Genomic DNA, 12,216 nt, shown 5'->3' with positions numbered 1-12,216 from the left:
CGCTAAAATTTGAATAAAATTAAGGAAGTAGCAAGGGGTTTTCGACCCCGAAACGGTTAACGGCGGCCCGGTTTTTCAGGGGCCGCCGTTAACCTTGAAGGGCGCGATTCGGGGCTGCCCGGGGCTGCCGGACACCCTGTTTTCGGAGGTCAGCGCCGGGGCGCGGCGAGGCAGAAAAATGCGCCCTGCGGATCGATGCCGTTGACCACCCAGCTGCCGCCCGGAACCTCCATCGGACCGAAGACGATCTTGCCGCCGCCTGCGTTTACCCGCTCGACGGCGCTGTCGATCTCCGGCACGTTGAAGTAATAGGCCCAGTACGTCATCGGCACGTCGGCAGGCTTGGTCATCATGCCGCCGGTCTGTTTGCCATGCTCGGCGAAGATGCGGTAGGTGCCCATCTCGCCCATGTCGAAGTCACGGTCCTTGGTCCAGCCGAAGATCCTTTCATAGAAATCGAAGGCCTGCTGCCAGTCGCCGGACATCAATTCGTGCCAGCCGACATGGCCGGGCGTCCCCATTTCCGGCTCCCAGCCATCGTCGTTTTCCATCGGCAGCGGCGTCATGATGCAAAGCACGGCGCCGCTCGGATCGGCGACGACGGCAAAGCGGCCGACAGTCGGGATATCCTCGGGCGGGCGGCGGACGCTACCGCCATTGGCGGCAAAGTCGCGGGCGGACTGATCGACGTCATCGACGGCGACGTAACCCGTCCAGTTGGGCGGAATGCCCTTCCCCTCGAGTTCTGCCGGAAAGGTCATCATGCCGCCGACGCCGCGGCCGTTGGCCTCGAAGATCGTATAGACACCCATGTCTCCCATGGGCATTTCCTTGGTCGTCCAGCCGGTGACCGAGCCGTAAAACTTTGCGGCGGCGGCGGTATCGGGCGTCATCAGCTCGCACCAGATGAACTTGCCATGCGTATTCGAAGCCATGATCTTTCCCTTTCAAGAGTGTCGGATGTCATTTCCGTCTGGCGCCCTGATGGGACGCCGCGATCACGGCTTGCGTGCGTAGCGCGCTTCCATGAGTTGCTTCCAGCTGCCGTCGGCCTGTTTCGCCGCGGAGGCGAAGGTGCGGGTGTCGTCGTCGATGAAGGCGATCTGTTCGCGGTAATCCTGCTCGCCGCCGCCGCCCATGCAATCGGGCCCGCGTGTATAGAGGCTGAGCACCTTGCCATCGGGCGAGACTTCGCCCTCGTAGACCCACATATGGTCCATCATCGAGCCGATCCAGGTACCGACATATTTGCCCTTCGAAGGCGAGTAGCCGAGGGTCAGCACCGTCGTTGCGGCACCACTGCCGTCAGGCATCTGGCCGTTTCCTTCGGCCACGAACCAGGCGCCGTGAAGCGAGCGGACGACCTCTGTCCATTGCCCGTTTTCTTTCATGTCGTCGGACGTGACATTCCAGGTACCGACGAGCTTTTCGAGGAAACGGTGCTCCTCGAGCGCTTTTGCAGGTTCCATCATCCTTCCTCCCTCGGCTGATGTTTGCAGATCTCAGTGACAGCAGGACTGCGTCTTCGCATCCTCGTATTCGTCGTGACGCTTGACGAAGCTCATGGTGCTGTCTTCGTTGCGGCCCTTCGGCGCGTAGTCGAGGATCATCAGCGTGCCCAGCACCTCTTCGCCACCGCGGGCATAGTTCGAGTACGTGTGGAAGATCTCGCCCTTCTCGTTCTTGTAGAAGGCGCTCATGCCCGGCAGTTCGTCATTGGCGTCCTCGGGCTTCATCTCGGTGAAGTTGTAGAAGACCTTGTCCTTCTTCAGATCCTCGGGCGTGAACGAGACGTGGTAGTCGAAGTTGAAATCATTCCCGACGGAAGAGACCCAGGGGAATTTCCAGCCCATGCGCTTTTTGTAGGCTTCGATCTTGTCGACCGGCGCGCGGGAGACCGCCACCCAGGTGACGTCGTGATTGTTGAGATGCGGCAGCGTGCCGTCGATATGATCGGACAGGAAAGAGCAGCCCGGGCAGCCTGCCTCCCATTCCGGCCCCATCATGAAATGATAGATCATCAGCTGGCTGCGGCCTTCGAAGAGGTCGGCGAGCGACTTTTTGCCACCCGGCGTGTCGAAGACGTAGTTTTTATCGACCTTTACCCAGGGAAGCGCCTGGCGCTCGGCGCGCAGCGCGTCGCGCTGGCGGGTATGGGCCTTTTCCTTGGCCAGAAACGCGCGGCGGGTTTCAAGCCATTCTTCGCGGGAAACGACAGCATTCTGCATGATCGCACGCCCTCCTCCGGCGCGGCCGGCAAGGACCGGCATTTCGTTCTGCTTTGCTTGACTAAATACATTGATATCAATAGAATTAGGTCATGTCAAATTCGGTCGATATTCCCTATTCCACGACGCTGCTCGTGCGCGACACCTGCCTCTGCCTGCATGTGCAACGCGCTGCCCGGGCCTTGGCGCGGCTGTTCGACGACGCGCTTCGCCCGGTCGGTCTCACCAACGGGCAATTCTCGCTGATGATGTCGCTCAACCGGCCGGAGCCGCCGCCGATGGGACCGGTCGCCAACCTGCTCGCCATGGACCAGACGACACTGACGGCCGCGCTGAAACCGCTGCGGCGCCGTGGATGGGTAAATGTAACGCCCGGCGCCAAAGACAAGCGCTCGCGGCTGCTCAGCCTCACGGCCGAGGGGAAATCCGTGCTGGCCGCTGCCGTGCCGATCTGGCAGAGCACCCATGCCGCACTGGAAGACAAGCTGCCTGATGCCAATGGCGACGGGCTGCGCAGCATGCTGCTGGCACTTTGCTGATCAGTTTCCGATACGCGGATCGCCGCCGAAATCGGCGCGTGCAAAGCCGATGCGCTGCTTCGGGAATTCACACAGTGCCTGGACACCAGATGCCGACAGCCGGATGCGCCATGTCTGCCGTTCGGCGGGTTCGCGGGCGCTGAAGGCCTTGGCGGTCAAAAGCGCCAGATTGCGGCCATGGCGCGGATCGCGGACGGATTCATAGAGGATGGCCTCCGTATCCGCCGCGCGGGCGGCCTCGGCAAGCGCCTGGCATGCTTCGTAATTCAGCGGGTCGGTCCATATCGCCCGGTCGCGATCGAACGGCGGGAGCGTCAGGTCGAGCGCTGCGGATGTCGCGACCGGCGCTGCAAAGGCGGTGTATTCGGCGGCATTAGCGGGGAGCGGCGTGGCGGGCGAATCCGCATAGAACAGCAACCGGTAGAAGGCCATCTCCGAGAGCGCCGTCTCCACCTTCTCCGAGGCATAGAACACACCCAGCGTCCGCCCTGCCCGCCGGAAGCGCGAGCCATGCGGATAAACGGCGCCGTATCGGAATGGTGTCGCCAGCAGATAATCCAGCCCCACGCATTCCAGCGGCAGCGCCGGCTTGCTCTCTTCCAGCAGATTCTCGAGAAGCGCCTGCTCCTCCAGCGTATCGACGAGTTTCAGCGTCGAGATCTGATGCTGCGCCTCCACCAGTCGCCAGAAACGGCCGGAGACGGCGCGCAGTTCAGACGACAGCGCGGCGGGCGTCCAGATAGGCAAGGACATCGGTCAAACCTGAAATGCTGACGATCTTTTCGAGCGGGGTGGCGCCGAGCGCCGTGTTGGCATTGCGCAGCCACTGCCTGGCAACGGCCTCATCGCCGCCGGCGATGGCGTCGAGCGAGCGGAACAGGCGGACGAGAAGAATGGCGAGCTCGAAAGATTTGCTGCTGCGCTCCAGCAGGTGATCCTGCCGTTTCATGCGCGACACGGTGGCTTCCGAGACACCAAGAACGGCGGACAGCGTGCGGGCGCTGATGCCGAGGCGATCTGCGGCGTTGACCGCGGCCTTGGTGATGACGGCGGCTTCCTGGGTGGAGCGCGCTTGCGCGGGCGATGGTACGGGCATCGGATATCCTTTCCTTAGAAAGAATATAGCGATTTTATTTCAGATGAAAAGATGTGGTTTGCGCACAGGGAGGTAAACCAACTTTCCGCCCTCATCCCTGTGCATGTCACAGGGATGAGGGAACACGTAGAGGCGTTCCTCAGGCTTCCCTTCTCCCCTCGGGCAGAAGGGAAGGTCAATCAGGCAACCGTCACGGGAACTTCGGTCGAGGTGCGCATCGCGTGGCTGTAGGGGCAGACGATATGGGCAGCAGCGGCGAGCTTTTCGGCTTCAGCCTTGTCGAGGCCCGGGATGTTGACCGTCAGGGCCACTTCGATGCCGAAGCCGCCGCCGTCTTCGCGGGGGCCGATGCCGACCTTGGCGGAAACCGTCGTATCTTCAGGAATCTTGACCTTCTGCTGGCCTGCGACAAATTTCAGGGCACCCAGGAAGCAGGCCGAGTAGCCGGCTGCGAAGAGTTGCTCGGGGTTGGTGCCGGTTGCGCCGTCGCCGCCGAGTTCCTTCGGGACGGTCAGGGTGACGTCGAGAACACCGTTATCGGAAACGGCGCGGCCTGCGCGGCCACCGGTGGCGGATGCCTGGGTCGTGTAGAGGATGGGCATGTCAGTCTCCTTTGCGTTGGGGTTGCGATTTATATAATGCGCAATTAAATTGTACGCAAGTGAATTTTGCAAATTGCATTCGGAATCTGAAAAGAGGACAATCGCGCCTCGAAGGAACAGGATCATGACAGCGCGGACGGCAGAGACAATGAAAATACCGGCAGAGGAAAAGAAGCTGGAACGGCAGCTCTGTTTCGCGGTCTATTCGACGGCGCATGCCTTTACCCGCGCCTACAAGCCGATCCTCGACAAGGTCGGCCTGACCTATCCGCAATATCTCGTGATGCTGGTACTGTGGGACAAGGCCGAACTGCCGGTCAAGACGATCGGCGAAAAGCTCGACCTCGATTCCGGCACGCTCTCGCCGTTGCTGAAACGCCTGGAGCAGAACGGCCTCATCAAGCGCATCCGCGATTCCCGCGACGAGCGTCAGGTTCTGGTGTCGCTGACGCCGAAAGGCGACGCGATGCGCGGCGAGGTCGATACGATCATGGGCTCGATCGGCCAGGCGATCGGCTGCACGCTCGAGGAGATGGCGGAGATTCGCACCCTGCTACAGGGTCTGCGGTCGAATCTGAACGAGACGGATTAACGCCCCGCGGGCGGAAGGAACCCTGACATGGCGAGAGAAATTCCTCTTCCCCACCCGGGGATAGTGCTTAAGGGAGAATTCCTGGAGCCTATGGGCATCAGTGTTTATGCCGCCGCCAGGGCGACCGGCATTGCGCGCAGTGGCGTTACGGCTTGGCAAATATCTGAATGTCGATCCGAAGTGGTTCATGAACATGCAGGTGACCTTCGATCTCGTCTCGTCCAGCGAGAGCCTGACACGCGAGCTGCAGGCGATCGATCCCGTCAGATCGGCAGCATAGGGAGACCCGCGCCAATAGCGCGGGCCGGAGTGCTTTACTCAGCGGCCTGATATGCGGCCGGGACCGGAGCGCGGGAACCGCGCGGGCCGAGTGCTGCGAAGAGGACCACCAGCACCGAGAGGATGGCGACGAAGGTGACGCCTGCGGTATAGGCGTCGTAGCCCATCGACGGGGCAGCGCTGAAGATGGCGGAGGCGGCCGCGAGAACGATGCCGCCGCCGATCTGGAAGGCGGCGAAGAGCAGGCCGGAGGCGAGGCCAGACTTGTCTTCCTCGACATCCGCGAGAGCCGCGACCTGCACCGACGGGTAGGTCATAGCATAGCCGACGCCGAGCGGAATCTGCGACAGGGCGACGAGCAGCACCGGATTGACATGGCCGGCGGCCAGCACCCAGAAGATATAGCTCGATGCCTGCAGCGCGACACCCAGCGTCATCAGGCCCGTCGTGCCGCGGTTCTGGGCGATGGTTGCGAAGCGCGGTGCGAGGAACATGACGCAGACGCCACCGAAGGCGAAGCAGAAGCCCGTGACGAAAGCCGACCAGCCGAGTTCATCCTGATAATAGAGCGTGGCGATGAACTGGAAGCCGACATAGACGCCCTGGAACAGCGCCGCCAGCAGGTTGGCGTGGCTGAGCTTCGTCTTGCGGAAGATCCCGAGCGGCACCATCGGATCCTTGTGCTTGGATTCGACCACGAGAAAGAGGCCGATCAGAACCGCTGCCGCGACGAGCGAGCCCCAGGTCGGCAGGGCGTTCCAGCCTTCGGCGGCGGCATTGGTAATGCCGAAGACGAAGAGCAGCAGGCCGGGGGTGATGGTCAGTGCTCCAGCCCAGTCGAAGGACGGACGCTTGCCGCCGAGCTTGACGTCACGCGGCAGAACGTAGGGCGCAGCGATCAGGGCGAGGATGGCGACAGGCGCGCCCATGACCAGCGTCGCCCGCCAACTGATGATGGTGGCGGCACCGCCAAGCACCATGCCGAGCACGAAGCCGGTTGCCCCCGTTGACGCGAAGACGCCGAGCGCCTTGGCGCGGGCCGCACCCTCGCCGAAGACGGAGAGAAGCAGTGCGAGTGCCGCCGGCGCGGTGAAGGCGGCGGCGATGCCCTTGATCAGGCGGGCGGCGATCAGGGTCGGACCGCTGTCCACGAAGCCGCCGGCAATGCTGGCGGCCGCGAAGACGGCAAGCGACCACAGGAAGACGCGGCGGTGACCGAAGACATCGGCAACGCGCCCGCCAAGAAGCAGGAAGCCGCCATAGCCCAGCACATAGGCGCTGACGGCCCATTGCAGCGAGGTGGCAGGCATCCCGAGTTCAGCCTGGATAGCGGGCAATGCGACGCCGATGGTCGAGACGTCCATGGCATCGAGGAAATTCGCGGCGCAGAGCAGCAGCAATGCCAGCCCTGCCCCGCTTCTGGATTGGGAGAGTGTCATCGAAATCGTTCCTTTCGGCTGCCGCGGTTTGGGAGAAAGCGGCAGGGAACGAGAAAATGTACATCTCCTGATCCTATTGCAAATTGATAGTACCCATGCCAGGTATTACTGACGATGATAAATGATGCGACCCTTCGAAAGATCGACCTCAATCTGCTCGTCGCCTTCTCGGTGCTGATGCAGGAACGCAATGTCAGCCGCGCTGCCGAGCGGCTGCTGCTCGGGCAGCCGGGTCTTTCGGCAGCGTTGAAGCGGCTGCGCGAGGCGCTCGGCGATGAGCTTTTCGTGCGCGTCGGGCGCGGATTGCAGCCGACGCCGCGCGCACTTGCCATCGCGCCTGCCGTCGAGGAGGCGCTGACCTGCATCGAAAAGGCCATCCGCCCACCTGATGCCTTCGACCCGGCGCTTTACGAAGGCGAATTCCGTATCAGCATGTGCGACAATCTCGAGACCGCCTTCTTCGGACCGCTGGCCGCGCGCCTGCGGCAGCTGGCGCCGAATGCAAAACTGATCGGCGTCGCATCCGAAAAGCGCGAGGCCACACGGCTGCTCGATGACGGCGCTTTCGACTTCAGCGTTGCCGTCCACGACGAGCCCGCCTCCTGGCATGTCCGTGAACCGCTTTTCGAACAATGCTCGATGTCGATCTATGACCCGCTACAGCTGCGCCTGAGGGCGCCGCTCGGGCTCGCCGATTTCACCGGCAATCCGCATATCGTCATCTCCTACGAGAGCGGCGATACGGCGACCAATCTGGATCTCGCCCTGACGCGGATCGGCCAGAAGCGGACGATTGCCGCCAGCGTGCCGCGCTTCTCGGCGCTGCCGACCGCACTGAAGGCGATGCCGGCGATTGCCACCGTTCCGGAGGCCATTGCCCGCTGCATGGCGCAGCTGCATGGGCTGTCGATCTCGCGCCTCCCCTTCGACCTTCCGGCCGATCCCGTGACCATGCTCTACCGCCGCGTCGATCAGGCGGATGGCCGTGCCGTGTGGTTGCGCAAACTGTTCATCGAGGTCGCATCGGCAGCGCTTGAGGCATCCGGATGCACGATGAGCATCTCGAAAGCAGCGGCTTAACCACTTCTTTGCCAAGCTGGGTTAAATGGCCGTTCACGAAATGTGTTTGGCATAATCGGTAACGTGAGGTACAAAGTCTCGCCGAGTGATTTGGGGCTGGACCGAAAAAACTGGGAGGCACTGCCGTTGAGGGGCAAAACCATCTCCGCGATTTTCATCGCAGGACTGGCCGTCACGGGTTGCAGCACGGCCAACGAGCCGGATGCGCTCGATGCCAAAGCGACGCCAAAGGCGAAGACCGTTGCCGCCACTCCAGGCAAGGTCACCTATAATTACACCGCCAAGGACCGCGAGTGCCTGAAGCGCGCGATGTATTTCGAGTCCGAGCATTCGGATCGCAACGGCTATCTCGCCGTCGGCACCGTTGTTATGAACCGGCTGACTTCGCAGGCCTATTCCGATTCCATCTGCGGCGTCGTCGGACAGAAGAAGCAGTTCGCACCCGGCGTCCTCACCCGAACGGTCGAGCCGGTTGCCGAACCACAGCTCGATGCTGCCGCAGATGACATCCTGCGCGGCGCCCGCCATCCGGGCGTCAAGGAAGCGATGTTCTTCCACACCGAAGGCCTGAAATTCCCCTACGGCAACATGCACTACGTGACAGCTGCCGGCGGCAACGTCTTCTACGAGAAGCGCGGCCGAGACGGCGAATTGCAGACGCCCGCCCCGATGCCGTCCTATGAAGTGGCGATGAATTACGTCGCGAACGACCAGCGCTCCGGCGCCGTCCAGTTCGCCGGCGTCGAACAGTATACAGCGGCACCGCAGCCTGCCCCTGCAGCCCCGGCCGTCAGCGCGCCGCAGCCATCCTCGACACAGGTCGCCTATACGCAGGTTGCTTCCGCCGATCCGGATTCACCGGCGCCGTTCGAAATCCTGCTGCCGGAAACCGGCCCTGTCCCGGCCGCGATGCCGGGCGAGGCCGCACCCGCCCTGGCCGTCCAGCCCGCCTCCACAGGGTCGCTGCCGCAGGCATCGCAGATGCAGATGCAATTCCAGGCACAGCCGGCGCCCCAGACCCTGCAGCCACCATCGCTGCAGCCCGCGGCCGATGTGCTGACCCCGCCAACCCGCGTCGTCCTGCCGACGCCGCGGCCAGCCTACAACAGCGCATCGCTCAATCTCGGCCCGTTGCGCTCGGGTGGTTGAGGTGAACGATTGAAAAAGCTCCCGTTTTGGGAGCTTTTTTGTAGGCGCGGCGTCATCAGACCACCCTCATTCCTGTGCTCGTCACAGAACTCCGGTGCGCCACAGTCATGGGGCGTGGGAGACTCTCCATGGGAAACGGGGATCATTCACCGCGCAGACGCGCGGTGGCTGGATTCCTTTGACAAGCACAGGAATGAGGGAACGTTGGAGAGTATTCCAAACGAAAAAGGCACCCCGCTGGGGGTACCTTTGTTGTATCGGCCATGTTTTTTGGCGTTTGCAGCCCTCGATCCCTAGGACCGATTGCCGCTTGCGCAACCCGCCTCAGCATTACTGCCAGACGACGATCGGGCTCTTCTGGGGAACGCGGTCGTAGAGGTCGATGATGTCCTGGTTCAGCAGGCGGACGCAGCCGGACGAAACGGCCTTGCCGATCGAACGCCAGTCGGGATTGCCGTGCAGGCGGTAGAGCGAATCTTCGCCATTGGAGAAGATGTAGAGCGCGCGGGCGCCGAGCGGGTTCTTGAGGCCGGGCTCCATGCCGCCATTGGCGATCGAATATTTGGTGAGCTCCGGCTGGCGGGCGACCATCTCATTCGGTGGCTTCCAGCGCGGCCATTTCTGCTTCCACTGGATGACGCCGTTGCCGGACCAGGCAAAGCCCTCGCGGCCGATACCGACGCCGTAGCGCATCGCCGTGCCGCCCGGCTGGACGACGTAGAGGAAGCGCGAGGGCGTATCGACGACGATCGTGCCCGGCGCCTGGCCGGTTGGGTCGATGACCTGCTGGCGGTAGAAGCGCGGATCGATCTGCTTGTAGGGCACCGGCGGGATCAGGAAGCCACCGTCTTCGATCGGGCCATACATGACTTCCAGTTCGGCATCGGTGGGAGCCGGCGTCGTCTGGAAGAGCCTGGGAACGCGGAAGGCGACGGGCTGAACGCCCGGAGCGCTGGATGTGGATGCGCAGCCGGCGAGCGCGGAGGCCGCGGTCAATGCCGAGAAAGACAGAAAGCTGCGGCGGGAAATGGGGTTTTCGAAGCTCATGGCCTGGGAGGGACTTCCTTCTGACGCGGAACCGGCCCGTAACGGCAGGCCGGTCCCCGTTTGATTCATTCGACGCAATGAACGTCTCTCAGAAATCTATCGGCCCCAGCTAAATAAACCATAGCTTCACGAAGTCTTGTCCAGCAGTGAGCGCACGATATCGGTGGCGCTGTTGCGCTGCTACATCACAACGATCTCAGCCTTGGCGGAAACCCGGTCGTAGAGATCGACGACATCCTGGTTCAGCATGCGCACACAGCCCGACGAGGTGGCCTTGCCGATGGACTGCCATTCGGGCGTGCCGTGGATACGGTAGAGCGTATCCTTGCCATCATGGAAGATATACATGGCGCGGGCGCCGAGCGGATTGCCGAGGCCGGGGTTCATGCCGCCATTCTCGGCGGAGAAGGAGCGCACGTCGGGCTGGCGCTGGACCATTTCATCCGGCGGCGTCCAGCGCGGCCATTTCTGCTTCCACTGGATCACGCCACGGCCCGACCAGGCATAGCCCTCGCGGCCGAGACCGACGCCGTAGCGCATGGCCTTGCCATTGGGCTCGATGAGATAGAGGTGCTTGGTCCGGGTATCGACGACGATGGTCCCGGGCTTTTCGTTGCTCGGATAATCGACTTCCTGGCGCAGGTACTCGGAACTGACGCGGCTGACGGGAATTGCCGGCAGCCGGAAATCGCCATCCTGCTTTTCGGCATACATCGCGACGCTGACCGGATTGCTGACCGGCAGGCCGTAGGTGCGGCTGGATGCAGCACTTGGGATACCGTAGGTGACGCCCGGATCGGTGGCGCCCAGGGTGCGGCCTGGGATGCCGTAACTCTGGTTGTAGATCGTCGCCGGAACGCCGGGCCTCTGCGGCACCGGCGCATCGATCGGGCGGACGCGATTGGGATTGGTGCCCGGCTGATAGAAGACCGGCGCGGTCTCCTGGACGAAACGGGCAGGATCGGTGGCGCCGGTATCGGGGATCAGCACGTTGCAGCCGGCAAGAGACATTGCAGCAACAGCAAGCCCGGCAAGAGGGAGCACCCGGCGCAAGAATTCCATAAATCCACCCTTATCGAAATCGGCAGAGAAACATATCTGCCGGGAGGATGGCATTTGCGGCTGGCGTGAAGCTGGTGTCGGGGTGCCCTTACGCCGCCACGCCCTGGAAGAAATGGATGCTCTGGGCGATCTCGGCGGGGAGTGCGGATGTGTGGTTTCCGGCCACGGTATCGGTTTCAATGCGGATACCGGCGCGGCGGGCGCGGCGGGCGAGCAGGTCGGCGCGGTCGTTGAAGTGGTCTTCCTCGGTGCCGTGCATGACGCGCAGCGGGCATTTGAAGCTTTCGGCATAGCAGAGCGCCGTGCGAACCTCGAATTCGCGTTCGTTGCTGTCGTCGAAGCGGATGTCCTGCGGGTAGCGGTTGAAGAAACGGAAGGCGTCCGGATTGCCCGAAATGGGGGCTGCGGCGCGGAACTTGTGGGTGGACATCGAAGCCAGCATGGTCAGCGTGCCGCCGATGCTGTGGCCGGCGATAAAGAGGCGATTCTGATCGACACCCGGCAGATGCGCCATGCGATCGGCGGCGGCGAGCACGTCGTCCACCTCGTCGTAGAAGCCGGAGAAATTGCCCATCTGGCCGTTTTCACCGCGCACCGAGGGCATCATCACCACGAAACCGGCATCCATATAGGGCTTCATCAGGTTCCAGTGGCCCATGCCCATGGCATTGCCGCCGTGGAGGAAGAGCACGGCCGGTTTCGGCTGGCGGGTGCGCTTGTACTTGCTGACCCACGCGACGAGCTCAAGTTCGCTGCCGGCGCCCGAGCGGTAGAAGATCTGATCGCCATCTGCGGGGGCAACGAGGTTTTCGTATTTGTCCGGGGCCGGTCCCTTCTGCAGCAGCTTGGTGCGGAAATGGGTGCGGACCTTGGCGTAGTCGTGCGCAATCAGCTTCGGTTTCAGGGGAACATCGAAAGCGCGGGCCATCCCCGGCAGCAGCAGGCTTCCAGCAAGACCCGCAAGAACCGAGCGGCGCTGACGGAAGAAGGCATTCTGGTCATCGGTCATTGTTCAGCACTCTATGTACCCGGCTCGCAAAATGTGCCTGCAAATGCCATGACAACCAATACACATTGTGTTGAAAATGTGACCCTGCGGCATT

15 protein-coding genes are annotated in these 12,216 nt (G+C 62.6%); 5 read left to right on the top strand and 10 right to left on the bottom strand.

Annotated features, from left to right (window positions below):
* Window positions 1-149: 149 nt before the first annotated feature.
* The 3 genes from AC1DV9_RS16120 to AC1DV9_RS16110 form a co-directional block, all read right to left on the bottom strand.
* On the bottom strand, window positions 150-935 hold the full coding sequence (locus AC1DV9_RS16120; protein ID WP_477949034.1) for a VOC family protein: 786 nt from the start codon (window positions 933-935) through the stop codon (window positions 150-152).
* Between the two features lie 63 nt (window positions 936-998).
* A complete protein-coding gene (locus tag AC1DV9_RS16115) occupies window positions 999-1,472 on the bottom strand; it encodes a DUF1579 domain-containing protein (RefSeq protein ID WP_477949032.1) in 474 nt (157 codons plus the stop codon).
* A 30-nt stretch (window positions 1,473-1,502) separates the two neighbouring features.
* Window positions 1,503-2,228: a DUF899 domain-containing protein gene (locus AC1DV9_RS16110; RefSeq protein WP_477949084.1), complete on the bottom strand. Its 726-nt coding sequence runs from the start codon at window positions 2,226-2,228 to the stop codon at window positions 1,503-1,505.
* A 92-nt stretch (window positions 2,229-2,320) separates the two neighbouring features.
* Between AC1DV9_RS16110 and AC1DV9_RS16105 the strand changes: the two genes are divergently transcribed.
* Window positions 2,321-2,767 carry a MarR family winged helix-turn-helix transcriptional regulator gene (locus AC1DV9_RS16105; RefSeq protein ID WP_477943150.1) on the top strand — a complete coding sequence of 149 codons (447 nt, stop codon included), beginning with the start codon at window positions 2,321-2,323 and terminating at the stop codon, window positions 2,765-2,767.
* Here the strand turns inward: AC1DV9_RS16105 and AC1DV9_RS16100 are convergent, their stop codons facing one another.
* The 3 genes from AC1DV9_RS16100 to AC1DV9_RS16090 all read right to left on the bottom strand — a co-directional run bounded on the left by AC1DV9_RS16100 (window position 2,768) and on the right by AC1DV9_RS16090 (window position 4,465).
* A complete protein-coding gene (locus tag AC1DV9_RS16100; protein WP_477949030.1) occupies window positions 2,768-3,520 on the bottom strand; it encodes an RES family NAD+ phosphorylase in 753 nt (250 codons plus the stop codon). It abuts the gene before it with no gap.
* Window positions 3,480-3,863, bottom strand: coding sequence for an antitoxin Xre/MbcA/ParS toxin-binding domain-containing protein (locus AC1DV9_RS16095; protein WP_477949028.1), 384 nt, complete (start codon window positions 3,861-3,863; stop codon window positions 3,480-3,482). The genes AC1DV9_RS16100 and AC1DV9_RS16095 overlap by 41 nt, the downstream gene beginning before the upstream one ends.
* Window positions 3,864-4,042: 179 nt before the next feature.
* On the bottom strand, window positions 4,043-4,465 hold the full coding sequence (locus tag AC1DV9_RS16090; RefSeq protein WP_112537233.1) for an organic hydroperoxide resistance protein: 423 nt from the start codon (window positions 4,463-4,465) through the stop codon (window positions 4,043-4,045).
* Between the two features lie 124 nt (window positions 4,466-4,589).
* On the opposite strand from AC1DV9_RS16090, the gene AC1DV9_RS16085 reads away from it, so the two are divergent.
* Together AC1DV9_RS16085 and AC1DV9_RS16080 are read left to right on the top strand one after the other, a co-directional pair.
* Window positions 4,590-5,057: a MarR family winged helix-turn-helix transcriptional regulator gene (locus AC1DV9_RS16085; protein WP_477949026.1), complete on the top strand. Its 468-nt coding sequence runs from the start codon at window positions 4,590-4,592 to the stop codon at window positions 5,055-5,057.
* 130 nt (window positions 5,058-5,187) lie between these two features.
* Complete coding sequence (locus AC1DV9_RS16080; protein WP_477949025.1) at window positions 5,188-5,337, top strand: hypothetical protein; 150 nt, start codon at window positions 5,188-5,190, stop codon at window positions 5,335-5,337.
* 34 nt (window positions 5,338-5,371) lie between these two features.
* On the opposite strand, the gene AC1DV9_RS16075 is transcribed toward AC1DV9_RS16080, so the two are convergent.
* On the bottom strand, window positions 5,372-6,775 hold the full coding sequence (locus AC1DV9_RS16075) for an MFS transporter (protein ID WP_477949023.1): 1,404 nt from the start codon (window positions 6,773-6,775) through the stop codon (window positions 5,372-5,374).
* A 114-nt stretch (window positions 6,776-6,889) separates the two neighbouring features.
* Between AC1DV9_RS16075 and AC1DV9_RS16070 the strand changes: the two genes are divergently transcribed.
* The gene (locus tag AC1DV9_RS16070) at window positions 6,890-7,855 is read left to right on the top strand and encodes a LysR substrate-binding domain-containing protein (RefSeq protein WP_477949021.1); all 966 of its coding nucleotides are present in this window, start codon (window positions 6,890-6,892) and stop codon (window positions 7,853-7,855) included.
* A gap of 120 nt (window positions 7,856-7,975) precedes the next feature.
* Window positions 7,976-9,004 carry a cell wall hydrolase gene (locus tag AC1DV9_RS16065; protein ID WP_477949082.1) on the top strand — a complete coding sequence of 343 codons (1,029 nt, stop codon included), beginning with the start codon at window positions 7,976-7,978 and terminating at the stop codon, window positions 9,002-9,004.
* A gap of 330 nt (window positions 9,005-9,334) precedes the next feature.
* Here the strand turns inward: AC1DV9_RS16065 and AC1DV9_RS16060 are convergent, their stop codons facing one another.
* The 3 genes from AC1DV9_RS16060 to AC1DV9_RS16050 all read right to left on the bottom strand — a co-directional run bounded on the left by AC1DV9_RS16060 (window position 9,335) and on the right by AC1DV9_RS16050 (window position 12,122).
* Window positions 9,335-10,051, bottom strand: coding sequence for a L,D-transpeptidase (locus AC1DV9_RS16060; protein ID WP_112386362.1), 717 nt, complete (start codon window positions 10,049-10,051; stop codon window positions 9,335-9,337).
* 180 nt (window positions 10,052-10,231) lie between these two features.
* Window positions 10,232-11,113 (bottom strand): L,D-transpeptidase, encoded by an 882-nt coding sequence (locus AC1DV9_RS16055; RefSeq protein ID WP_112517323.1) that lies wholly within the window; start codon window positions 11,111-11,113, stop codon window positions 10,232-10,234.
* Between the two features lie 88 nt (window positions 11,114-11,201).
* The gene (locus AC1DV9_RS16050) at window positions 11,202-12,122 is read right to left on the bottom strand and encodes an alpha/beta hydrolase family protein (RefSeq protein WP_112386364.1); all 921 of its coding nucleotides are present in this window, start codon (window positions 12,120-12,122) and stop codon (window positions 11,202-11,204) included.
* Window positions 12,123-12,216: the final 94 nt, after the last annotated feature.

Source organism: Rhizobium sp. 01L410, assembly GCF_056400165.1.
Note: the sequence above shows the minus strand (reverse complement) of the source record. Positions and strands in the feature narration are given on the sequence as shown.